At 65.1% G+C, this 23260-nt stretch carries 16 protein-coding genes and 2 pseudogenes; 13 read left to right on the top strand and 5 right to left on the bottom strand.

Going from position 1 to position 23260, the window contains the following annotated elements:
* Positions 1–111: 111 nt before the first annotated feature.
* A pseudogene (locus tag ACD584_RS11455) lies at positions 112–1745 on the top strand (family 43 glycosylhydrolase).
* A gap of 266 nt (positions 1746–2011) precedes the next feature.
* Here ACD584_RS11455 and ACD584_RS11450 read toward each other — a convergent pair.
* Positions 2012–2215 (bottom strand): hypothetical protein, encoded by a 204-nt coding sequence (locus ACD584_RS11450; protein WP_014506100.1) that lies wholly within the window; start codon positions 2213–2215, stop codon positions 2012–2014.
* Positions 2216–2219: 4 nt separating this feature from the next.
* Complete coding sequence (locus ACD584_RS11445; protein ID WP_175611785.1) at positions 2220–2783, bottom strand: peroxiredoxin; 564 nt, start codon at positions 2781–2783, stop codon at positions 2220–2222.
* Between the two features lie 406 nt (positions 2784–3189).
* On the opposite strand from ACD584_RS11445, the gene ACD584_RS11440 reads away from it, so the two are divergent.
* Positions 3190–4098, top strand: coding sequence for a DUF4424 domain-containing protein (locus tag ACD584_RS11440; protein WP_076035748.1), 909 nt, complete (start codon positions 3190–3192; stop codon positions 4096–4098).
* 523 nt (positions 4099–4621) lie between these two features.
* On the opposite strand, the gene ACD584_RS11435 is transcribed toward ACD584_RS11440, so the two are convergent.
* A complete protein-coding gene (locus tag ACD584_RS11435) occupies positions 4622–5290 on the bottom strand; it encodes a response regulator transcription factor (protein WP_011039130.1) in 669 nt (222 codons plus the stop codon).
* Positions 5291–5521: 231 nt separating this feature from the next.
* On the bottom strand, positions 5522–7465 hold the full coding sequence (gene acs, locus ACD584_RS11430) for an acetate--CoA ligase (protein ID WP_014506105.1): 1944 nt from the start codon (positions 7463–7465) through the stop codon (positions 5522–5524).
* Between the two features lie 263 nt (positions 7466–7728).
* Between acs and ACD584_RS11425 the strand changes: the two genes are divergently transcribed.
* The 6 genes and pseudogenes from ACD584_RS11425 to ACD584_RS11400 all read left to right on the top strand — a co-directional run bounded on the left by ACD584_RS11425 (position 7729) and on the right by ACD584_RS11400 (position 14712).
* Positions 7729–9111 (top strand): DcaP family trimeric outer membrane transporter, encoded by a 1383-nt coding sequence (locus ACD584_RS11425; protein ID WP_012439602.1) that lies wholly within the window; start codon positions 7729–7731, stop codon positions 9109–9111.
* A gap of 73 nt (positions 9112–9184) precedes the next feature.
* On the top strand, positions 9185–9502 hold the full coding sequence (locus tag ACD584_RS11420) for a DUF485 domain-containing protein (RefSeq protein WP_011039127.1): 318 nt from the start codon (positions 9185–9187) through the stop codon (positions 9500–9502).
* A complete protein-coding gene (locus tag ACD584_RS11415; protein ID WP_116891245.1) occupies positions 9499–11226 on the top strand; it encodes a cation acetate symporter in 1728 nt (575 codons plus the stop codon). The genes ACD584_RS11420 and ACD584_RS11415 overlap by 4 nt, the downstream gene beginning before the upstream one ends.
* Before the next feature lie 706 nt (positions 11227–11932).
* Positions 11933–12939: pseudogene (locus ACD584_RS11410) on the top strand (glycerophosphodiester phosphodiesterase family protein).
* Between the two features lie 87 nt (positions 12940–13026).
* Positions 13027–13911 carry a peptidylprolyl isomerase gene (locus tag ACD584_RS11405; RefSeq protein WP_175611459.1) on the top strand — a complete coding sequence of 295 codons (885 nt, stop codon included), beginning with the start codon at positions 13027–13029 and terminating at the stop codon, positions 13909–13911.
* A 234-nt stretch (positions 13912–14145) separates the two neighbouring features.
* On the top strand, positions 14146–14712 hold the full coding sequence (locus ACD584_RS11400; RefSeq protein WP_372355519.1) for a hypothetical protein: 567 nt from the start codon (positions 14146–14148) through the stop codon (positions 14710–14712).
* Between the two features lie 24 nt (positions 14713–14736).
* On the opposite strand, the gene ACD584_RS11395 is transcribed toward ACD584_RS11400, so the two are convergent.
* Positions 14737–15885 carry an ROK family transcriptional regulator gene (locus ACD584_RS11395; protein ID WP_076035751.1) on the bottom strand — a complete coding sequence of 383 codons (1149 nt, stop codon included), beginning with the start codon at positions 15883–15885 and terminating at the stop codon, positions 14737–14739.
* A 107-nt stretch (positions 15886–15992) separates the two neighbouring features.
* Here ACD584_RS11395 and ACD584_RS11390 point away from each other — a divergent pair, with 107 nt between their 5' ends.
* The 5 genes from ACD584_RS11390 (at position 15993) to ACD584_RS11370 (ending at position 23173) form a co-directional block, all read left to right on the top strand.
* The gene (locus ACD584_RS11390; protein WP_175611460.1) at positions 15993–18665 is read left to right on the top strand and encodes a TonB-dependent receptor; all 2673 of its coding nucleotides are present in this window, start codon (positions 15993–15995) and stop codon (positions 18663–18665) included.
* A complete protein-coding gene (locus ACD584_RS11385; RefSeq protein ID WP_175611461.1) occupies positions 18655–19908 on the top strand; it encodes a phosphodiester glycosidase family protein in 1254 nt (417 codons plus the stop codon). Before ACD584_RS11390 ends, ACD584_RS11385 begins: the two co-directional genes overlap by 11 nt.
* Positions 19909–20280: 372 nt before the next feature.
* Positions 20281–21135, top strand: coding sequence for an ankyrin repeat domain-containing protein (locus ACD584_RS11380; protein WP_175611462.1), 855 nt, complete (start codon positions 20281–20283; stop codon positions 21133–21135).
* Between the two features lie 161 nt (positions 21136–21296).
* Positions 21297–22157 carry an ankyrin repeat domain-containing protein gene (locus ACD584_RS11375; protein WP_228437984.1) on the top strand — a complete coding sequence of 287 codons (861 nt, stop codon included), beginning with the start codon at positions 21297–21299 and terminating at the stop codon, positions 22155–22157.
* 161 nt (positions 22158–22318) lie between these two features.
* Positions 22319–23173 carry an ankyrin repeat domain-containing protein gene (locus ACD584_RS11370; protein ID WP_228437985.1) on the top strand — a complete coding sequence of 285 codons (855 nt, stop codon included), beginning with the start codon at positions 22319–22321 and terminating at the stop codon, positions 23171–23173.
* The last annotated feature ends 87 nt before the right edge of the window (positions 23174–23260 follow it).

The raw sequence follows: 23260 nt of genomic DNA, 5'->3' as shown, positions 1-23260 counted from the left end.
TGCCGGCAGGCGTGCCTGCCAGTCGAGGTTCCTATAGCAGGGCAAATCCCTGTTGCCTGCATGCAGGTGCTGGGGCTAGATACCAGGTCCTCATGACGCCACAGGCCCTGCGTGCCAACCCCCACCCGGCGGGACGTATTCAAGCTGCTGGCGGCAAGTGCCGGTGCCGCCGTGGCACCGGCGGCGCTGGGCGCCACCGCAGCCCCGCCGGCCGCAGCCTGCGGGCAACTCCTGCAGTGGGGGCGCGGAGTCGAGGGCCAGCGCACTGCGGATCTGGGCAACGGCACCTATCGCAATCCCATCGTGGCCGGCGACCACCCGGACCCAACCATCCTCAAGGATGGCGACGACTACTCCATGACGTTTTCGTCGTTCTTCTCCTACCCGGGCATCGTGCTGTGGCATTCCACCGACCTGCTCAACTGGACGCCGATCGGCCCGGCCCTGCGCCAGCAGCTCGGCACCATCTGGGCGCTGGACCTGTGCAAACACGACGGTCGCTACTTCATCTACATCCCGGCCAATCCGGACGACCGTGGTTGGTCGATCTTCGTGATCTGGGCCGATGACATCCGTGGCCCGTGGAGCGCGCCGATCGATTTGAAGATCGCCGGCTGCATCGACCCGGGCCACGTGGTGGGCGAAGACGGCGCGCGCTATCTGTTCGTCAACGGCATCCGCAAGATCCGTCTACGCGCCGATGGCCTGGCCACCGACGGCCCGCTCGAACCGGCATACGCGCCGTGGCGTTATCCAGACGACTGGGTGGTGGAAAACTTCGCGCCCGAGGGCCCCAAGCTCACCTGGCACAACGGCTGGCTGTATCTGGTCACCGCGGTCGGCGGCACCGCCGGGCCGGTGACCGGGCACATGGTGATCGCCGCACGTTCGCGCTCGGTGCATGGGCCGTGGGAACACTGCCCGCACAATCCACTGGTGCTCACGCAATCACCGCAGGAGCCGTGGTGGTCGCGCGGCCATGCCACGCTGGTGGAAGGCCCACGCGGCGACTGGTGGATGGTCTATCACGGCTACGAAAACGGCTTCCGCACGCTGGGCCGGCAGACCTTGCTGGAGCCGATCGAATGGACCGCCGATGGCTGGTTCCGTGCCACCGGCGGTGATCTGTCCAGGCCGTTGCGCACGCCGGCGCATCCGGCAACGGCGGCGGCACCGATGGCGACAGGCTTCGCGTTGTCGGACGACTTTTCCACCGACAAGCTCGGCACCCAATGGAGCCTGCATGCGCCCAAGCCCGGCGAGCAGGCGCGCGTGCGGCGGGCCAACCAGGCGTTGACGCTGGCCTGCGCCGGCACATCGCCGGCAGACAGCGCACCGCTGACCTGCGGCGTCCCCGATCATGCCTACGCGGCCGAGGTCTCACTGGAGCTGGTAGGCAATGCCGAAGGCGGCATCCTGCTGTTCTACAACCACAAGGCGTTCGTCGGGATTGGCTTCACCGCCGACACCATGAAAACCTACGAATATTCCGAAGACTGGTGTGGGCACGCGCGCCCACCACGCAGCGCCACATCCGCCTGCGCCTGACCAACGATCAGCAAGTGGTGACCTACCACTATTCGTTCGATGAGGGCCGCAACTGGGTGCGCCATCCCACCCGCATGGAAGTCTCCGGCATGCATCACAACGTGTTCGGTGGCTTTCTGAGTCTGCAGCTGGGCATCTACGCCGCGCAGGAGGGCAGCGTGGTGCTACGTGATTTCCGCTATCGCGCGCTGGGTTGATGCGGCTGGCTGCGCTTGGGTGAATTGCCAGTGCATGCGCACGTGTGGACAGCATGCGCGAGGACATGCAGGAACACGTTGAGGCAGCGCTATCACCTACGCACTCAGCGCATGCGCACGTCACTACATTGCAACGCCGAGAAAAACAGCGCACATCACGCGCGCCGTCTAATGCGATATCCACCAGGTGCTTGCTGCCTTGCACGCAGTGCGCCTCACAGTTCGTGCGTGCAAAAAAGCGGGGCCACGTGGCCCCGCCTGGCGGCTTAGCCGCAGCAATAGCACACGTTGCCTTGCCCCAATTGACCGCCGAATTCCGGACACTCGGCCGCGCATTGCCATGCGCTGCAGGCCTCGGCCGTCGGCTGGGTGTTGCTGCCTGCCATGACCTGGAATGCGCCGAAGCCGGTACTGGCCAGGAACGCCGCTGCCACCAACGCATTGCGTACAGATAACCAACGCTTGTTCATGCACTCACTCCTTCACCGTTGCCAATGCCGCTGGCGCATCCGTGCGGCGCAACGCGGCGACCAGGTCCTGCACCCGCTCCGTGGTATCGAACAGGCCAACATGGGAATGGCGCACGCGCCCCTCCCCATCGACGGCCATCACCAATGGCACATTGGGCGCCCGAAACAGCATCAGCGCGCGGCGGTCGGTCAGCGTGACCACCGGAAAATCGAAACCATGCACGTGCGCATAGCGCGCAGCCTGCGCCGGATCGCAATGGCAGACGCCCAGCAATTGCGGACGGCCCGGCAGGTTGGCCTGCAACTGGCGCGCCGCACGCACCACCGTCGGCGCCGAGCGCCGGCAATACGGGCAGGTGGTGGTGAAGAAAAACAGCGCTTGCGGCTGACCTTGCGCGGCGCCCAACGTATAGCTGCGTCCATCCACACCCGGGGCAGCGATGGTCGGCACGTACATGCCGGCGTAGGGCGCAGTCACGCGCGTCTGCAGCCAATGTTGCTGCGTGCGCAATTGCTGGTTCTGCCACGCCAGCACCGCCACCAGGATGCACGCCGCCAGCAAGCCCAACCATAGCCATGGAAAACGTCGCGCCATCTGTGCTCCTGCTGCATCGCGTGAGCACGAGCCTTGTCCAGGCATCAGCAGATGGTCAATGGTGATATCGACAACTGCGATGGCGCGCGATACCTGGCTGTGGAAGCGATCACGCCGCAGCGCTTGGGCTTGCCAGTCTTCTTGCGTGACGTAGCCGTTAGTTGCGCAAGTGCACGCGGTTGGCGCGCGGTGCGCATGTTGCCAACAGGTCGTGTTGCAGAACGTGTGGGTTCGCTGGCGGCCGGCAAAGGTGAGCAAGCGCGTCGTACCCGATTGCGAGCAGTCGCAGCGATGTGGCGCTTGGGTCTGCTGCGCCTGGAGATGACATGGCATGCTAGCGCTCTGCGGCGCGCCGGTGCGCGCCGGTACCAGGGGACCCATGCATACGCTCTTTTCCGCACGCCGCCTGCTGGCGCTGGCCGTGCTTGTCTGCGCCAGCGCGCAGGCCAATGACAGCAGTTTTGGCGATGACAACGGCACCATCCGCTTGCTGCACCAGCCCGACATCAGCATGGACAAGGAAGTGCTGTTCCTGAGCGAGGAGCGCGTACAGGTGGACTACGTGTTCACCAACAACAGCGAGCGCGACCTCAGCGTGCCGGTGGCCTTCCCGATGCCGCCGATGTATTTCGGCATGGCCGACCACAGCGAACTCACCGATTTCAAACTGTGGGCGGACGGCAAGCCGATTGCCACCACGCGCAAGTTGGTGGTGTTGCTGGACGACGGCAGCGACATCTCCAAGGCGTTCGTTGCCACCGGCTGGACCCAGGACGATGTGGCCGCCTTCACCGAATCCGGCACCACACCCAAGGGACGCAAACCGTTGCCCGCGCGTTGGGTCGATGCCGACGCGCAACCGCGTTTCACCCTCAACGAGTACTTCGTGTGGCAACAGGCTTTTCCGGCGCGCCGCAGCGTGCAGATCCGGCATGCGTATGCGCCCAGCCTGTCCACCGGCGTGCCGCAGCCCAGCACGTATTTGCTGGAGTCCTATGCCAAGGACGCCTGCATTGAACCGGGCACCAAGACCAGCATGCAACGCCGCGAAGGCCAGTCCGGCCTGGCCTGGGCCAACTTGCGCTACGTGCTCACCACCGGCAAGAACTGGAACGGCCCGATCAAGGACTTCCAGCTGACCATCCGCAAGCAGGCCGCCAGCGACATCCTCAGCCTGTGCTTCGATGGTGAGCTGAAAAAGATCGACCTGCTGACCTTCCAGTTCAAGCAGGCCAACTTCGTACCGATGCGCGATCTGAACATCTTGTTCGTGCGCGCGCCGGAATAGACGGCAGAGCTCCACATGTAGGCGCGCACCCGGGCGCGACGGAGCTTTACCGGTAACGCCGACCACAGTCGTACGCGCCAATGCGCATCAGGGCTTTTCTGCAACACGCGGCTTCGCCGAGAAAGCCTTCGCGCCCAGGTGCGCTCCTACGCTGGTGCGGGTTGCGTTGCGCGGCATAGCAACTCTATCGATTGCCCAGCAACGAAGGCGACTGCAAATGTAGCGAGATCACATGTAGGGGCGCGCCCGGGCGCGACGGGGCCTTACTAGTAACGCCCACCACAGTCGTACGCGCCAATGCGTATCAGGGTTCTTCTGCAACACGCGGCTTCGCCGAGAAAGCCCATCGCGTCCAGGTGCGCTCCTGCGCTGGTGCGGCGTTGCGTTGTGCGGCATCGCAACTCTATCGTTTAACCCAACAACAACGACGGCAAAGGGTAGCGGGATCACACGTAGGAGCGCGCTCGGGCGCGACAGGGCTTCCCCCGACCAACCCAACGCCGCACACGCACGCTTGCGCGCGTCAGTCGTCTTCCGGCGGCGGCAGCACGATGCCGTCGGCATCGATGGCGAGCTTGCCGGCCATCAGCACCGCCTGGGTGCGATTCGTAACGCCAAGCTTGCGCAAAATCGCGGTGACGTGTGCCTTGATGGTGGCTTCGGACACGCCCAGGTCGTAGGCGATCTGCTTGTTGAGGCGGCCGGCGCCCAGCATCTGCAGCACACGGAATTGTTGCGGGGTGAGATCGCGCAGGCGCTGACCAACCTCACGTTCTTCGCTGTCGGTCGGCGGCAGGTTCTGTGCCTCGGCCGGAATCCAGCGTTCGCCATCGAGCACCGTGGCCAGGGCGCGGCCAATAGTGTCCGAGTCGGCGGATTTGGGGATGAATCCGAACGCGCCATGGTCGATCGCACGCCGCATCACCGTGGGCTCTTCGCGTGCAGACACAACCACCACCGGCAGCTGCGGATGCAGCGAGCGCATATGCACCAGCGCGCTGAATCCCTGCGCGCCCGGCATGTTGAGATCCATCAGCAACAGGTCGGCATCGGGCTGCGCATCGGCCAGGGTATACAGCGCGTCCACGTTGTCGGCCTCGAACAGTTCCACCCCCGGCATCACCCGCTGCACCGCCCCGCGCAAGGCTTCACGGAACAAGGGATGGTCGTCGGCAATCAGCAGGGTGGTCATTTTGGGGCCGGGAATCGGGAGTGGGGAATCGGGAATTGCAAAAGCAACAGCGGAAAGCGAAGGGCGTGCGATCTGGCGTTGGGCGTGTAAGGCGGCGGGAGCGGGGCGCCGAAGAGGAGGTGCGCGAACAGGGATCGGCGTCTCACCAATCCCCACCTCGCGCCCTAACTCCCCAGCCCCCAGGGAACCGCTCTCACGATTCCGCACTCCCGATTCCCCACTCCCAGCTCCTCAGCGCGTCAGCCGCTCATTGACCAGCGAATCCACCACCGATGGATCGGCCAGCGTGGAGGTGTCGCCCAGCTGATCCGGGGCGTTTTCGGCGATCTTGCGCAGGATGCGGCGCATGATCTTGCCCGAGCGGGTCTTCGGCAGGCCTGGGGCCCACTGCAGATGGTCCGGCGAGGCGATCGGGCCGATCTCCTTGCGCACCCAGCTCACCAGTTCCTTGTGCAGCTCTTCGCTGGGCGTCTCGCCGGCGATCAGGGTCACGTAGGCGTAGATGCCCTGGCCCTTGACGTCGTGCGGGAAGCCGACCACGGCCGCTTCAGCCACCTTCGGGTGCGAGACCAGCGCGCTTTCCACCTCGGCGGTGCCGATGCGGTGGCCGGAGACGTTGATCACGTCGTCCACGCGGCCGGTGATCCAGTAGTAGCCATCGGCGTCGCGGCGGCAGCCGTCACCGGTGAAGTAGCTGCCGGGGTAGGTGCGGAAGTAAGTGTCGATGAAGCGCTGGTGGTCGCCGTAGACGGTGCGCATCTGGCCCGGCCACGAATCCAGCAGCACCAGGTTGCCCTCGGTGGCGCCTTCCAGAATCTTGCCTTCGGCATCGACCAGCGCCGGCTGCACGCCGAAGAACGGCAGGGTGGCCGAGCCGGGCTTGAGGTCCACCGCGCCGGCCAGCGGCGAGATCAGGATGCCGCCGGTTTCGGTCTGCCACCAGGTGTCCACGATCGGGCAGCGGCTGTCGCCGACCACCTCGTAGTACCAGCGCCAGGCTTCGGGATTGATCGGCTCGCCAACGCTGCCGAGTAGGCGCAGGCTGCTGCGCGAGGTCTTCTTGACCGGTGCTTCGCCTTCGCGCATCAACGCGCGGATGGCGGTGGGCGCGGTGTAGAAGATGGTGACCTGGTGCTTGTCGATCACTTCCCAGAAACGCGAGACGTTGGGGTAATTCGGCACGCCTTCGAACATCACCGCGGTGGCGCCGTTGGCCAGCGGGCCGTAGACGATGTAGCTGTGGCCGGTAACCCAGCCCACGTCGGCGGTGCACCAGTAGATGTCGTCCTCGCGCAGATCGAACACCACTTCATGCGTATAGCTGGCAAACAGCAGGTAGCCGGCGGTGGTGTGCAGCACGCCCTTGGGCTTGCCGGTGGACCCGGAGGTGTAGAGGATGAACAACGGGTCTTCCGCGTTCATGCGCTCGGGTTCGCACTCGGCCGGCTGGCCATCGACCACGTCATGGAACCAGCGGTCGCGCGGGGCCTGCATGTCCACTGCACCGCCGGTGTGGCGCACCACCAGCACGGTTTCGACCGTGTTGGTGCCGGGGATCTTCAGCGCCGCGTCCACGTTCGCCTTGAGCGGGATCTTCTTGCCGCCGCGCAGGCCTTCGTCGGCGGTGATGATCAGCTTGCTCTGGCAGTCGATCACGCGGTCGGCGATGGAGTTGGCCGCAAAGCCGCCAAACACCACCGAGTGCACCGCACCGATGCGCGCGCAGGCGAGCATCGCCACGGCCGCATCGACGATCATCGGCAGATAGATGGTGACCCGGTCGCCCTTCTTGACGCCCAGGTTGCGCAGCGCGTTGCCCAGCTTGCACACGCGCTCATAGAGCTCGCGGTAGGTGACCGGGTAGGACGGCGAATCCGGGCTGTCGGGTTCGAACAGCAGCGCGGTCTTGTCGCCGCGGGTGGCCAGCTGGCGGTCCAGGCAGTTGACGCTGGCATTGAGCTCGCCGTCGCCGAACCAGCGCACGTGGAAGTCATCCAGCGCGAAGCTGACGTCCTTGATCTGGGTGGGTTGCTTGAACCAGTCCAGCCGCTGCGCGGCCTTGCCCCAGAACTGCTCGGGGTGTTCGATCGATTCGCGGTACAGCGTTGCGTACTGTTCCCGCGTGATGCGCGCACCGGCGGCGAACGCGGGATCGACGGGATAAACATCAGCCATGGCACCCTCACTTGCGATCAACTTGTCGGAAGAGGGCCGCTTGCGCGTGCCCCGTAGACAATCAGTGTGCCGCATCCATTCTGTCCCGGCGGTCAACGGAGTCTTAGACCATGGTCGTAACTGCCGCTGCGACAGTCGGTCGCCTTGCGAAATGCTGCATTGCAGCTACGACCAAAGGCGAATAGGCGGCAAAGCGTGGCCTGCCGCACGCTCCGCCTAGCGTCGCCGTCCATGCGCGATGCCTTCACCGGGGAGGGGGTTCCATGAAACACCGTAAAGCACCGTTGGTGCGCAAACCGCTGGCTGCCGCTTTGTTCGTGGCCACCATCCTGCCGGGTGTCGCGTTCGCGCAGACCTCCAAGGAAAAGGCGCTGGAAGCACGTATTGCCGATCTGGAACGCCAGGTCCAGATGCTGGTCTCCGCCCAGCAGCAACAGCAGGGCCAGATCACCCAGACGCAGACCCAGGTCGGCGAGGTGCGTGCGGCGCAGGCACAGGCGCCTGCGGCCCCGGCACTGCCGGCGGGCAAGCGGCCGATCCAGCTGACCAGCATTACGCCGAATGCGTTGCCGGGGACGACGTTTCGTTTCGATGGCTTCATCAAGGCCGACTTCATGACCACCCGCACCTCCGACGGCGCATTGCCCGAAGGCGCGGTGGGGCGGTACCTGTATATCCCGACGCAGACGCCTGTCGGGGGACAGGCCTCGAGCACGGACACCGACTTCCATGCCAAGTTCTCGCGCTTCAACCTGGGCGTGGACACCGTCACCGAGAACGGCGACAAGCTCACCGGCTTCATCGAGCTGGATTTCTTCGGCAACGCGCTGGCCAACCAGGTCAACAATCTGTACGGCGGCACCTTGCGGCACGCCTACATGAGCTGGAACAACTGGCTGGCCGGTCAGACCTGGTCCAACTTCGTCGATGCCACGATCCTGCCCGAAGCGGCCGACATCGTCGGGCCGACCGACGGCGCGCTGTTCAGCCGCCAGACCCAGATCCGCTACACCCGCGGCGCCTTCAGCGTGTCGGCAGAAAACCCCGAGACCCTGACCACGCCCTACCAGGGCGGCAACACCATCCTGGCCTCGGACCACGGCGCCATGCCGGACCTGACCGCGCGCTACAACTGGAAGGGCACCTGGGGCACCTTCGGCCTGTCGGCAATTGCGCGCCAGTACCGCACGCGCAGCGCGCTGACCAACGACACCGATTTCGGCGGCGCCATCGCCGGCGGTGGCCGCTGGATCATCAATGCCAACAACGATCTGCGCTACCAGCTCAGCTACGGCGAAGGCCTGGGGCGGTATCTGGGCCTGGGTAACGGCTCGGACGTGGAGATCGACATCGACGGCAAGATCCAGACCGTCAGCACGCTTGCCGGCTGGGTGGCCTGGCGCCACGACTACAACGCCAAGCTGCGCAGCACGATCATGTATTCGCGCGTGAACTACGACCACGACATTGCCAACACCGGCGCGCTGGCGAGCAAGTCGCAGCAGAGCATCCGCGCCAACGTCTTCTATTCGCCACTGCCCAAGGTGGATGTGGGCGCAGAGCTGATGTATGGCCGCCGCGAAGCCGAAAACGGCGACAGCGGCGACATCTCGCGCCTGCAGTTCACCACCAAGTACAGCTTCTAAGTTTCACCCATCGGTCGCCCCTCCCACCGCGGTGGCAGGGGCCGTACCGCCCCCGCAGCACTGGAGACTGACCATGACCGTCTCGAATGACGCACTGATCGCCAAGATCGATGCCAATCCGAAGTACCACGCCCTCAAGCGCCAGCGCAACACGCTGGGCTGGACCCTCACTGCGCTGATGTTGCTGGCCTACTACGGCTACATCGGGTTGATCGCCTTCGACAAGGCGTTCCTGGCCAAACCCATCGGCGACGGCGTGACCTCCGTCGGCATCCCGATCGCGATCGGGGTGATGGTGTTCACCATCATCATCACCGCCATCTACGTGCGTCGTGCCAACAACACCTACGACCAGCTGACCGCGCAGATCCTGGAGGAAGCCCGCAAATGAGCAAGACTTCGCGCCTTCTCCTGATTTTGGCCGGCCTGCTGCCGGCCGGCCTCGCGCTGGCTGCCGGCGGCGACATGGGCCAGGTCGACAAGCAACCCACCAACTGGGTGGCGATCGGCATGTTCGGCTTCTTCGTGCTGGGCACCTTGTGGATCACCAAATGGGCGGCCGCCAAGACCAAGTCGGCCTCTGACTTCTACACCGCCGGCGGTGGCATCACCGGCTTTCAGAACGGCCTGGCGATCGCGGGCGACTTCATGTCGGCGGCCTCGTTCCTGGGCATCACCGCGGCGGTGATGGCCAACGGCTACGACGGCCTGATCTACGCGATCGGCTTTCTGGTCGGTTGGCCCATCCTGACCTTCCTGATGGCCGAACGGCTGCGCAACCTCGGCAAGTACACCTTCGCCGACGTGGCCGGCTACCGCTTCGCGCCGACCGCCATCCGCAGCTTTGCCGCATCGGGCACGCTGGTGGTGGTGCTGTTCTATCTGATTGCACAGATGGTCGGCGCCGGTGCGTTGATCAAGTTGCTGTTCGGCCTGGACTACTGGGTGGCGGTCACCCTGGTCGGCGTGCTGATGATGATCTACGTGCTGTTCGGCGGCATGACCGCCACCACCTGGGTGCAGATCATCAAGGCGGTGCTGCTGCTGACCGGCGTGACCTTCATGGCCGTGGCGATCATGTGGCACTTCAACTTCAGCTTCGAGGCGTTGTTTGCCGAGGGCGTGCGGGTGAAGACCGCGATTGCGGCCAATGGCGGTGCATCGCCTGAGGATGCAGCCAAGGCGGGCCTGTCGATCATGGGGCCGGGCGGCTTCGTGAAAGACCCGATCTCGGCGATCTCCTTCGGCATGGCACTGATGTTCGGTACCGCCGGCCTGCCGCACATCCTGATGCGCTTCTTCACCGTTCCCGATGCCAAGCAGGCACGCAAGTCGGTGCTGTGGGCCACCACCTGGATCGGCTACTTCTACATCCTGATCTTCATCATCGGCTTCGGCGCGATTGCACTGGTGCTGACCAACCCGCAGTTCGCCGATGTCACCACCGGCACCATCCACGGCGGCAAGGGTGCAGCCAACATGGCGGCGGTGCTGGTCGGCAATGCGGTGGGCGGCAACGTGTTCATGGGCTTCATCTCGGCAGTGGCCTTCGCCACCATCCTGGCGGTGGTCGCAGGTTTGACCCTGTCCGGCGCCTCGGCGGTGTCGCATGACCTGTACGCCACGGTGATCAAGAAGGGCAACCCGGCGCCGGGTTCGGAGCTGAAGGTCTCGCGTGCCACCACCCTGGTGCTGGGCGTGATCGCCGTGCTGCTGGGCATCGTGTTCGAGAAGCAGAACGTGGCCTTCATGGTGTCGCTGGCCTTCGCCATCGCTGCCTCGGCCAACTTCCCGGTGCTGATCCTGTCCTTGCTGTGGAAGAACTGCACCACGCGTGGTGCGGTGGTCGGCGGCTTCCTGGGCCTGATCTCCTCGCTGGTGCTCACGGTGCTGTCGCCGTCGGTGTGGGTGGACACGCTGGGTAACGCGGCCGGTTCGGCGCCGTTCCCGTACACCTCGCCGGCGCTGTTCTCGATGACGATTGGGTTCGTCGGTATCTGGCTGTTCTCGGTCCTGGACCGCAGCCCGCAGGCGGCCAACGAGCGCGCCGCGTTCAAGGCACAGCAGATCCGTGCCGAAACCGGCCTGGGTGCGTCCGGTGCCTCCGGTCACTGATCCACCGCATCACTGAGTGCTGTCACGCAGACGCCGGCCTTGTGCCGGCGTCTTGCGTTTGGGGCAGATGAGAGCGACCGACGCTACCGGCGTATTGCGATACCTCGCGTCGATCGGTTCATGAGCGCCTGCGCGTCCACCGGCGGCTGCGCTGTGCAAAGGCGCAGCCGAACCCTTCTCCAGAAGCCGACTGTCTGCGCAGCGCGCACGCGATGCACGTATCTGACGACTGTTGCGGATCGAAGGCCGAAAGTCCCGATCCTGACCACCACACCCCTGACCGTCGACGTCGGCGCGCGATGCCCGATGTGCACGCATCTGCATGCGGTCAGGCGTCGCCTCATCTCGCGCCGATTCGGGTGATGCCGTCATCTACTTCGTTTTTCGCGCCACTGCTGCGTGGTCGTAGAAAACGGCAACACCAGCGAAGAAATTAAGTCATCGAGAGTGACTAAATTGGCCCGCAAGCCGAACCCTGATCACGCCCGGCTTGGCCTCTCCCCCGGTATCGACCGGCTGGCGAGTGCGCTGCAAGCGAGTTCGCCGATTGCGTCGACCCATCGGCTCTCGTCCATCCCTTGCCCTTCTTGCACCTACGAACCGGAACACAGAGACCATGCCTACCATCCTTGCTCCACATCCGCTGGCCCGCGCCTGCCGCCTGCTCGGCGCACTGGCCCTGCTGGCTGCACTGCCGCAGCTGGCGTTGGCGGCCTGCAACGACAGCTCCGACCTCAAGATGCAACGCATCCTGTTCAACTCCTCCAACACCGTGGTGCTGGCACACCGCGGCCTGTGGGGCAAATACGCCGGTATCGCCGACATGCCGGAAAACTCGCGCGGCTCGCTGCAAATTGCCAACGACCAATGCATGGACGGCGTGGAGCTTGACGTCAAGCTCACCAGTGACGGCGTGCCGGTGCTGCTGCACGACTACAACCTGGGCCGCACCACCACTGTGTGGCAGCACCATCCGGGGGTGAAGTACGACCCGATCACCAACCAGGGCGTCAATCCATCCATTCTGGTCACCCCATGGTCGGAGGTCAGCCAGTTATTCCTGCTGACTCCGGACCGCCGCACCACCACTGGCTATCACGTGCCGCGCGTGGACGAGCTGTTCGCCTATTACAAGCAGCACAACTTGCGTACCCCGATGGTGTTCGACATCAAGGATGCGGCCACGGTACGCGCGGTGCGCAAGGCCGCCGAGAGCCAGTTCGACGTGGCATCCGCAAGCTACGTCGCCGCCAAGGTCAATGCGACGCTGTATACCAGTCGCGATGCCTACCGTGCAGATGCAGCGGCATGGTCGGCATTCCAGTGTTCACGACCAACATGCTGGGCAAGATCAATGTGCGCCAGACGATCTCGGCATGGATGAGTTCGGGTCACCAGACGATGGAGATCAACGTCAAGCAACTCGGTGGCTTGCTGCAGAGCGATGCCGATTTCATCCGCGAGCGTGGTTATCGTGTCGGCGTGTTCCAGGCGATTCCGGACGGCCCGTCTGCCGGCAAGTTTTATCAGAACAGCGGCGCCTGCTGCTACGCCCTGTCGGATCTGTATTTCTCCTATTCCGGTGGCCGCGATACCGCAGACAACCGCGGCAATCTGGACTACATCGTCCACAGCCAGGCCTTCGGCCTGATCACCACCGATGATCCGAAGGCCGCGATCCGGTATCTGCAGGCAGCCCACAAGCACGACTAACTGGTGCCTTTCCCGGCCCATGCGGGCCAGTGGCCCCGACGCCGGCATTGCCCGTCGTCGGGGCCTGTCATCACGGAGATCTCTTGCATGTTGCAGTCCCTTTGTTTGTCCGGCGCGCTTGCGCTGGGTCTGATTGCCGGCGTGCCGTCGGCGCAGGCCGCCACCGCCGATTCCGGCGTATCCCACAGCGTCACCACGGTGTTACAGATCGGCAAGCAGGCGTTTACTGCACCGGAATATCGCGCGCTTGCGCTGGCTGATCTGCCGCGGGGCGCCAACCCGGCCGGTGCGGCTGACCCGGCATTTGTCCGCGCGTTTGCCGACAGGCGGCTGCTGCTGGATCAGGCACGTCAGGTGCACCTGCAAGACGACCCGGTGGTCGCTGTGCAGCTCCGCCAGGCCACTGACGCCATCCTTGCCGACGCGATGCAGCGGCGCGCACGCACCACGGCCCACATCGATGCAGCGCAAGTGCAGGCGCAATTCAACGCGCACCCGCACGACTATGACGAAGTCCGCTTGAGCCATGTGTTCGTGGCGCTGCAGCCGCAAGGCGATGCCCGCCGCGGGACGCCGCTGAGCGATGCGCAGGCATTGGCCCGTGCACAGCAGCTCAAGCGTCAGCTGGACAGCGGCACGCCGTTCGAGGAACTGGCCAAGCGCGAATCCGACGATGGCAGCACGGCCGCAGAGGGCGGCGAGCTGTCGTCGATCTTCCTGCGCAACGTGGCCGATGTCTTCGCTGCCCCGGTCCAGGCGCTGGGCGTGGGCGACGTATCGGCACCGGTGCGTGGGCCAGAGGGCTATCACCTGATCCGTGTGGACGCGCGCATCCCCGCCACGCTGGAGACTGCACGCGGGCAGATCGAGGTGCAGTTGCGTGAGCAGGCGGCGACGGCCGCGCTGGAGCGACTGCGGCAGGCCAACCCGTTGCAGTTCGATCATGCGGCGTTGGAAGCGGCGCTGCGCTAAAGGCAGGAACCGATGGAGATGTCCGTCCCCGGTGCGCGCGCTGCCGTCGGCAGATCACGCTGGGTGTTGGCGGCCGTGTTGGCAGTCGCCGCGCTGGTGGTGGCGTGGTGCATGCACGGTGCGGCGAACTCCGCGGGCCGTGCTGCAGCCGTCGTGGCCGTACCAGCGGCGGTGAAGGTCGCCGCTCGTGCGCCCGTTCGACACGCAACATCAGGCGACCTGTTCGACACTGCGATGCAGGCGCTTGCCTGCACCGAGCGGCTGCAGCAACGCACGGCGCAGATCGCCCGTGGCGCAACCGCGCAGCCTGCACAGGCGCTGTGCACGGCGATGCCGCCAGAACAGGTCGACGCGCTGCTGCGTACGGCGGCAGCGCGTGGCGACCTGGCCGCGCAGCGCTATCTGTTGGCGCAACGTGCCGCGCAGGTGATGCAAGCCACTGCCGCCGCGACACCCGCCGGCCAGCAGGCACGGCTGGCGCCCAATGACGAACGAGAGATGGCCTCGATCGTCAGCGCGCTGGAGTTGCTGGCGCTGCAGGGGCAGCCCGATGCCATCGAGAGCCTGGCGCAGGTGGTGGCATCACCACTGCTGCGTGCGCCTGACCCGGGGTATGCCGCGGCCTGGCGCCTGGCCGCGCGCCAACCTGCGGGGTCATCGCACGATGCTTCCACAGCGTTGCAAGGCGAGGAGGAACTGCTCGACGGTTTGAGCGAACAGCAGGGCGCGCAGGCACGCACCCTGGCGTGGGAGATCTTCGATGCCTGCTGTCGTCGCGCAGCCGATGACGCACCTAGATGACGCACCTAACCGTGGTGCAGCCACTCAACCGAAATAGCGCGCCTGCAACGGCAATGTCGCCGCACCGATCGCGCAGGCATCGGCCGGTGCTTCGGCCGGCAGCAGCAGTGGCATCGGGCGCGCCTGCCCGCGGCGTGGCTGGTTGTCGATGCGGACCGCGGCAATCAGGCGGTGCGCCAGATCTGCCGGCAGGCGGCCGCCGAACACGATGGCCTCCGGGTCGCACACCGCGGTGATGGCCGAGACGATCAGCGACACACCCGGGGCACTACGCGCCAGCCAGCGTTCGATTGCCGGCCAGCGCGGGTCGTAGGCGGCCAGCAGTGCGCGGATATCCGGCAGCTCCACGCCGTCTTCGGCCAGTAGCTCGCGCAGCAATTCCAGCGTGGCGCGTTCCAGCCGCTGCGCGGGCAGCATGCCGGCGAATTCACCGGCGTTGCCGCGTGCGCCGCGTAGTACCTGGCCATCGATCACCAGGCCGCCGCCCAGGCCGTAGCTGAGATACAGGTAGGCGAAGTCGCGATGACGCCGGCCTATCCCCAGCATCGCCTCGCCGGCGGCGGCCACGCTGCCGTCGTTGTCCATCCACACCGGCTGCGCGCAGGCCTCCGCCAGCCACGGGCAGAGGGCGAACTCGCCCAGCGCACGCAGCGGGTCGGGCGGATTGATGCGCCCGTCCTGGCCGGTGAAAAACCCGGTCATCGCCACGCCGATGCCCAGGCGCGGGCCGGGCGCGTGCGGCAGGCTGGCCAGCAGCGCAGCATCGCCGGCCTGCAGCTGCGCCAGCACGCCGGCGGCGCTGGGATCGGTGAGCGGCAGCTCCTGCACGCCGAGCACCTGCCCGGCGAAGTCCATCAGCGCCAGGGTCAGCGCGTCGGTGGCAATCGAGACCCCAAGCGTGTGCCCGTGGCCGGGGCGCAACGACACGGCGATGCCCGGCTTGCCGCGGCCGGGCCGCGCCAGCCCCTCGCCCATGCGCACCATGCCGCGCGCCTGCAGGCTTTCGATCAACCGCACCGCGGTCTGCACGGTCAGCCCGGTGCCGCGGCTCAGGTCGGCGCGGGTCAGCACGCCGGCCAGGCGCAGGCGGTTGAGCATGTCGCGCTCATTGAGGCTCAGCCCTTCGAAGGGCTGGCGGTGCGCGGGCGCGGCGAAGGCGGTCGAGGACGGCATGGGCGAGCAGGGCGGGGGAGCAACGCGCAAGCATAGCCGCTGCGGCTGAAATAATTAATTCACAGTAAGTTATTAAATTGGCAGCTTCTGCCCTCATTGGTTGCGCCATGTCACGTTTCAGCACCTTTCTTTGCCCTTGTCGCAGTCTGCTGGCGCTGGGTGTTGCGGCCAGCCTGAGCGCGCAGGCCGCCGAACCCGTGGTTGCCGCGGCCGGGGGCGAGACCGCCCCGGTGCAGCTGGATGCCGTGCAGGTCTCCGGCCAGCACCTGTCCATCCGCCAGGCAATTGGCGCCAAGCGCGAGGCGGCGGTGGTCTCCGACGGCGTGGCGGCAGATGACATCGGCTCGATCCCGGACTTCGGCCTGGGCGAGGCGCTGCAGCGCGTGCCCGGCGTGTCGATGGTGGTCAACAACGGCCGCGGCGAAGCGCAGTTCATGAGCCTGCGTGGCTTCAATCCCGACTACAACACGGTGCTGATCGACGGCGTGGCGCTGCCGTCCACCGAAACCAGCCGGCGCGTGCAATCGCTGGACGTCATTCCCGCCTCGCTGGCGCAGCAGGTGGATATCTACAAGACCTTCAATGCCGATATGGACAGCAATGCCATTGGCGGTATGGCTGCGTTGCGCACGCGCAGCGCCTTCGATCACGACGGCCGCTTCGCCACCGTGCGGGCCAATGTGGCCGATTGGGAAAACCGCCGGCAGCTGCAGGGCAGCACGCCGTCCGGGCAGGTGCAGGGCAGTTTCAGCCAGACCTTCGGGCCGGACAACCACTTCGGCGTGGTGTTGTCTGCGGACTACTTCCGCCGCGATTCGTCGTCGTTGAACACTGCCATCGACAGTTACAGCTACTACGCCAACGGCCGCCGCCAGGACCTCACCCCGGCGCTGGACACCGATGGTCTGGCGATCGCGCCGGACCGGTTTCGCCCGCTCAGCTACGACAATGTGCGCCAGCGCCGCAGCGCGTTCGGCAAGCTGGAATACGACGATGGCGATAGTCTGAAACTTGCGCTCAGCGCCGGCGTGTTCGAGCACAGCAACGACGAGCAGCGCCGTTCGCAGTGGATCAACCGTGTCGGCAATGCGGCGGTAACCGATGCCGACAGCGGCCGGTTCGCACAGGGCAGCGCGCAGGTGGATGCCAACCGTTTCGACCAGACCCGCACGCTGCGTTACGCCCAGCTTGGCGGCAGCTTCCGGCTCAATCCCGAAGGCCATGTGGACCTTGTGCTCAACCGCGCCACCGGGCGCTATGTGCAGGACACCCGCGAAGACGTCTTTGCGGCGGCCGCGTCCGCGCGGCTGGGCTTTGGCTATGCGCTGGGCAGCGACACGCGGCCCACCATCACGCTGGCCGACCCGGCGTATTACGCCAGCCCTGCCAACTACACGCAGTCGTACTTCCTGACCCGCACTGAGAAGAGCAGCACCGACACCACCACGGTCAAGCTGGACTACAGCCAGAACGCCGATGCCGACGCGCAAGGCTGGGGGCTGCGCACCGGCCTGCAGTACCGCGATCTGCAACAGCGCTACAACCTGGACGAAGTGCGCCGCAATCCATCCGGGCGCGTGACGCTGGCCACTGTCGGCACCGATGACGCGCGCATCTGCCCGTTCGCCGATTTCAACTGCCTGCTGCTGGTCGACCCCGGCAAGGTGGCCGCATTCGCCGCCGCTGCACCTGGCGCCTACGTGCTGGCCAATACCAACGCGCGCAACAGCGCCATCAGTGATTTCCGCATCGACGAGCGCAATGGCGCCGCCTACGCGATGGGTGTCTGGCATGGCGCACGCACCCAGGCCACGCTGGGCCTGCGCAACGAGTACCTGCAACGCACCGTGCTCAGCGCGGTGCCGCAGCCGTTGACCAGCACCAGCAACTACGTCCAGCAATCGGCCGACAGCGACCGCCGCTTTTTGCTGCCATCGGCGAACTTCGCCTGGGACATCACGCAGGCACTCAAGCTGCGCATGGCCGGCAGCCGCACCATTGGCTTGCCCACCTATGGCGACATCGGCCAGAACAGCAGCCCGGTGGTGGATGTCACCGGCTTCACCATCAACCGCAGCATCGCCAACCCGCAGTTGCGCCCGCGCCGCTCGGACAACCTGGATCTGTCGCTGGAGTGGTACCCGGACCGCGACTCGCAACTGTCGGTGGCGCTGTTCCACAAGCGCATCGACGACGAGATCGTGCGCACCACCAGCACCGACACCCAGCGCGATCCCGGCGGGTTGAGCGGCACCTACCAGGTGACCACCACCCAGGCGATCAATGCCGGCACCGCGCAGGTGCAGGGCATCGAGTTCACCGCCATCGACAGCCGCTTCGATTTTCTGCCCGGCGGTTGGTCCAACCTGGGCGCGATGCTCAACCTCACCGTGCTCGACCCGCGCACGGCCGAGATACAGATGGCCGATGGCAGCCAGCGCGGCTTGCCCGGGCTGATGGAATCGCCCAAGCGCAGCGCCAACGCGTCATTGCTGTACGACGTGGGCCCGTTCAGTGCGCGCATCAGCGCCAACTACACCGGCGCGCAGCTGATTTCCGCAGCCACCGACAACCGCGTCAACGACCGCTATTACGACGCCATCACCAGCTACGACGCGCAGCTGGCCTGGCGCCTGAGCGCGCAGCTGCGGCTCACCCTGCAGGGCCGCAACCTCAGCAATGCGCGGCTCACCCGCGTGATCGGTGCAGAGCAACAACTCATGCGCGAGCAGCTCGACAACGGCCGTGCCTATTACCTTGGAGTGGACTATGCGTTTTGACCCGTCGCGTGCCGCTGCGCTGCTATGCGCACTGCTGACCCCGATCAGCGCTGCCGCCGGTGCCGAGACCAACGCGCCCGCTGCCAGCGTGCCATTCGTGCCGATCGAAACCGTGGTCAGCGGCGACTGCTGGGGCCAGTGGCCGCAGGATGTGCTGGCGGCGGTGAGCCGCTGCAAAGCGGCCGAAGGCAACCGCCTCGCGTTGCAGGTGCGCGATGACGCGCGCGGCCCGGCGCGGGTGGGGATGGATGCCACGCCCTGCACGGGCGCGCGCTGCGCCGGGCTGTTGCAGGTGCTGCAGCTGGCGCCCACCCAGCGCCTGCTCTTGCGCGTGCCGCCGGCGCAACTGGACAACGTGTTGGCGGTGCTGGATCAGGCCCAGGCGCGTGCGCGCGTCACCATCGAGCCGCTGGTGGCGCCGGTGCCCGCACCCACCGCACCGCTCACGCTGGCACCGGGGGTGCGTTATTGGCGGCAGGCCATCGGCGGGGCACAGCCGGTGATGCTGCACATCGCCCAGATCGACCTCACCACGCCGGGCCTGCAGCTGGTCGGCACCCCTGGCGACCGCAGCGACGGCGGCGAATTCCGCGCCACGCCGACCACCGCGTTCGTGCGCGACGGCGCGCTGGCCTTGGCGATCAATGCCGACTACTTCCTGCCCTTCGATGGCGGCCATCTGCTGGACAAGCCGTTCGTACCGGCCGCCGGCCAGGGCGTTACCGCCGAAGGCTTGGCCATCGAGGCCGGCCGCACAGATTCGGCGGCGGCCACCAGCGACCCCCGCGTCAACGCGGCGCTGTGCGTCAGCCAGCGCGAGGCGGTGCGCATCGTGCGCGGCAGCTGCCCGGCCGGATCGCGGCTGGGCGTGGGTGCAGGTCCCTTGCTGTTGCTCGATGGCAAGCGCCAACCGCGCGAAGCCAGCCGCGCCGCCTATTACGATGGCCCCGAACCGCGCAGCGCCGTGGGCCTGGACCGCAGCGGCCACACCCTGTGGATGGTGGTGGCCGACGGGCGCCAGCCCGGCTACAGCGCCGGCATGACACTGGACGCGCTCACCGCCGTGTTCGAGCAACTCGGCGCGCATGCAGCGATCAATCTCGATGGGGGCGGCTCCAGTACCCTGGCCGCACGCGTGGACGGCGACGTGCGCGCGCTCAATCGCCCCATCCACACCGGCATCCCGGGCCGCGAGCGCCCGGTGGCCAACCAGCTGGGCGTGCGCATCGCGCCTGCTGACTGAAAGCCACCGACAAAACCTGACAAGCGGGTGCCAGACAGGGGCCGCCTTTATGGACGCGGCGTGGATGACGCGTCCACGCACGCCTTCCCATATCGTCCGCCGTCCCGTGGTGAGAGTTCGCCAAGCTTTTATCAACCTCGGTGACGCGCCGGCCGGCACACCGTGGCGCCATCGCACCGGTCCGCCGATGCAGCTATACCCGTAAAGTACGCGCGCGATGCGCTTGCCAGGCCACCCGTCTGCGTTATGCTGCGTCCGTCAGTATCGCTTGCATTCGCCAGTTCGTTGCCACGGCAATCAGTGGCAGGCCGCGCGGTGCAGCGGTCACCCTTACCGCGTTCAACCAGCGGACACGTCGCAACGGAGGCGCGCGTGAAGTCATCGCATTGTTTCATCCGGTTCTGCTGCGTGGTGCTGCTGGCCATCACCGGCTGTTCGCCTGCCGCGCAATCGCGCTATTCGCCCGAGCGCAACTTCAGCGACCCCAGGGCCTTGGCACTGGCCTTGGCGGCCGAGCAGGGCGATGCCGAGGAAGTGCGGCGGTTGATGGCGGTGGAGGGCGTGAACCCGGATAGGATCTTCTCCAAGGATGGCCATCCGCTGTTGTTCTGGCCGATCTTCACCCACAACCCGACCGGGTTGAAGGCGATGCTGGACAATGGGGCTGATCCGAATGTGGCCAAGCCCTATCCGCCGGAACCAGGACGAAATCAGACCAATGTCAGTAATGCCATGGTCTGGGCAGCCGAGCAGGATGACCCGATCTATCTCAAAATGCTGCTGGATCATGGCGGTGATCCCAATACGCGTAATGCAAACAACGAGACATTGCTGTTTCACGCACTCATCAAGCAAGACAAGTGGCCGAACATTCAGTTGTTGGTCGAGCGTGGTGCTGATGTCAATGCGCTAGCAGGAATGGGCGGAACACTGATCGATACTTACGCAATCGGTGGCGCGTTCGAGCAGGTCCATTGGTTGCTGGAACGCAAGGCGGATCCGACATTGGTGTTCAATAGAGGGGTCCCCACGCATCGCATGGACTCTGGAACCATTGAGGCTATTTTTTGGCATCCGGGAAATCCAAAGGATCCCCGCTGGCAGCGAGAGTGCCAGCAATGGTTGCTCACGCACGGATATAAGCGGCCTGCGATGCCGGAACACTACAAGCGCATGCGCAAGGCGTTCCACTTCCCCTCGGAAGAAAAAGAGATTCCGCTGCTTTGACCTCCATGCGCAAGGATGGATCGCATGCAAACGCCCACCCAGCCGGCACCGCAACGCCGAGAAGACGCAGCGCACACGAAGTGCGGCGCAGCTCCTGCGCTGCAAGCGGCCAACTGGCTTACCATCCTGTCCCTATGCAATCAGCCGCAACGGAGGCGCGCATGAAGCCATCGCATTTTTTTATCCGGTTCTGCTGCGTGGTGCTGCTGGCCATCACCGGCTGTTCGCCTGCCGCGCAATCGCGCTATGCGCCCGAGCGCAACTTCAGCGACCCCAAGGCCCTGGCACTGGCCTTGGCGGCCGAGCAGGGCGATGTCGAGGAAGTGCGGCGGCTGATGAAGGTGGAGGGCGTGAACCCGGACACGATCTTCTCCAAGGACGGCCATCCGCTGTTGTTCTGGCCGATCTTTACCCACAGCCCGGCCGGGTTGAAGGCGATGCTGGAGAATGGGGCCGATCCGAATGCTGGGCAACTGCATCCTTTGCAGGAGACGACGCGGTTCAAGGGACGTTACCGGAACCGCGCAATGGTGTGGGCAGCCGAGCAAAATGATCCTGTTTATCTCAAACTGCTGCTCGATCACGGCGGGGATCCAAATACCTACAATTCAAATGGCGAGACACTGCTTTTCCATGCATTTATCAAGCAAAACAAATGGAATAACGTAAAGCTTCTTGTCGAGCGTGGCGCGGACGTGAATGCGCTTGCGGGAATGGGAAATAGCATTACGGCCGCCTATGCAATCCGCGGTGGCTTCGACTTCGTCTACTGGCTTCTGCAGCATGGTGCAGATCCAACCATCGAGTTCGCTTATGGCAACCCTGTCCATCTCAAAGACTCTGGAATAATTGAGGCCATCTTTTGGCATCCGGGCAATCCCAAGGACCCGCAGTGGCAGCGACAGTGCCAGCAATGGCTGTTGAAGCGGGGATATGAGCGCCCTCCGTTGCCAGAAAATTATCGGAGTATGCGCAAGGCGTTCCACTTCCCCTCGGAAGAAAAAGAGATTCCGCTGCTGTGACCTCCATGCGCAAGGATTGATCGAATGCAAACGCCCACCCAGCCGGCACCGCAACGTCGAGAAGACGCAGCGCACACGAAATGCAGCGCAGCTCCTGCGCTGCAAGCGGCCAACTGGCTTACCATTCAGTCCCTATGCAATCAGCCGCAACGGAGGCGCGCATGAAGCCATCGCATTTGTTCATTCGGTTGTGTTGCCTGGTGCTGCTGGCCATCACCGGCTGTTCGCCTGCTGCGCAATCGCGCTATGCGCCCGAGCGCAACTTCACCGATCCCAGGGCCCTGGCGCTGGCGCTGGCGGCCGAGCAGGGCGATGTCGAGGAAGTGCGTCGACTGATGAAGGTGGAGGGCCTGAACCCGGACACCATCTTCTCCAAGGACGGCCATCCGCTGTTGTTCTGGCCGATCTTCACCCACAGCCCGGCCGGGTTGAAGGCGATGCTGGAGAATGGGGCCGATCCGAATGTGGCCAAGCCCTATCCCCCGGAGCCTGGACGAAATCAGACCAATGTCAGTAATGCAATGGTCTGGGCAGCCGAGCAGGACGACCCGATCTATCTCAAGTTGCTGCTGGATCATGGTGGTAATCCCAATACGCGGAATGCGAACAACGAGAGCCTGTTATTCCACGCGTTTATCAAGCAGAACAAATGGGACAACATAAAGCTTCTTGTCGAGCGCGGTGCGGACATAAACGCGGTTGCGGGAATGGGAAATAGCATTACGGCCGCCTATGCAATCCGCGGTGGCTTCGACTTCGTCTACTGGCTTCTGCAGCATGGTGCAGATCCAACCATCGAGTTCGCTTATGGCAACCCTGTCCATCTCAAAGACTCTGGAATAATTGAGGCCATCTTTTGGCATCCGGGCAATCCCAAGGACCCGCAGTGGCAGCGACAGTGCCAGCAATGGCTGTTGAAGCGGGGATATGAGCGCCCTCCATTGCCAGAAAATTATCGGAGTATGCGCAAGGCGTTCCACTTCCCAACGGAAGAAAAAGACATCCCGCTGCTTTGACCTCCATGCACAAGGATTGATTGCATGCAAACGCCAGACTTGCACAGACAACGCGAGCAACTGTTGGAGGACTTGCATGCCAGTGGC

Origin of the sequence: Xanthomonas sp. NCPPB 2922 (assembly GCF_041520885.1) — a bacterium.
GTDB lineage: Bacteria > Pseudomonadota > Gammaproteobacteria > Xanthomonadales > Xanthomonadaceae > Xanthomonas > Xanthomonas campestris.
Note: the sequence above shows the minus strand (reverse complement) of the source record. Positions and strands in the feature narration are given on the sequence as shown.

Excerpts from the sequence above, each read along its gene's own strand:
- ACD584_RS11370 (WP_228437985.1), top strand. The coding sequence starts at position 22,319 with ATGAAGCCATCGCATTTGTTCATTCGGTTGTGTTGCCTGGTGCTGCTG.
- ACD584_RS11385 (WP_175611461.1), top strand. The coding sequence starts at position 18,655 with ATGCGTTTTGACCCGTCGCGTGCCGCTGCGCTGCTATGCGCACTGCTG.
- ACD584_RS11425 (WP_012439602.1), top strand. The coding sequence starts at position 7,729 with ATGAAACACCGTAAAGCACCGTTGGTGCGCAAACCGCTGGCTGCCGCT.
- ACD584_RS11415 (WP_116891245.1), top strand. The coding sequence starts at position 9,499 with ATGAGCAAGACTTCGCGCCTTCTCCTGATTTTGGCCGGCCTGCTGCCG.
- ACD584_RS11375 (WP_228437984.1), top strand. The coding sequence starts at position 21,297 with ATGAAGCCATCGCATTTTTTTATCCGGTTCTGCTGCGTGGTGCTGCTG.
- ACD584_RS11405 (WP_175611459.1), top strand. The coding sequence starts at position 13,027 with ATGTTGCAGTCCCTTTGTTTGTCCGGCGCGCTTGCGCTGGGTCTGATT.
- ACD584_RS11400 (WP_372355519.1), top strand. The coding sequence starts at position 14,146 with ATGCAGGCGCTTGCCTGCACCGAGCGGCTGCAGCAACGCACGGCGCAG.
- ACD584_RS11420 (WP_011039127.1), top strand. The coding sequence starts at position 9,185 with ATGACCGTCTCGAATGACGCACTGATCGCCAAGATCGATGCCAATCCG.
- acs (WP_014506105.1), bottom strand. The coding sequence starts at position 7,465 with ATGGCTGATGTTTATCCCGTCGATCCCGCGTTCGCCGCCGGTGCGCGC.
- ACD584_RS11450 (WP_014506100.1), bottom strand. The coding sequence starts at position 2,215 with ATGAACAAGCGTTGGTTATCTGTACGCAATGCGTTGGTGGCAGCGGCG.
- ACD584_RS11440 (WP_076035748.1), top strand. The coding sequence starts at position 3,190 with ATGCATACGCTCTTTTCCGCACGCCGCCTGCTGGCGCTGGCCGTGCTT.
- ACD584_RS11395 (WP_076035751.1), bottom strand. The coding sequence starts at position 15,885 with ATGCCGTCCTCGACCGCCTTCGCCGCGCCCGCGCACCGCCAGCCCTTC.
- ACD584_RS11390 (WP_175611460.1), top strand. The coding sequence starts at position 15,993 with ATGTCACGTTTCAGCACCTTTCTTTGCCCTTGTCGCAGTCTGCTGGCG.
- ACD584_RS11435 (WP_011039130.1), bottom strand. The coding sequence starts at position 5,290 with ATGACCACCCTGCTGATTGCCGACGACCATCCCTTGTTCCGTGAAGCC.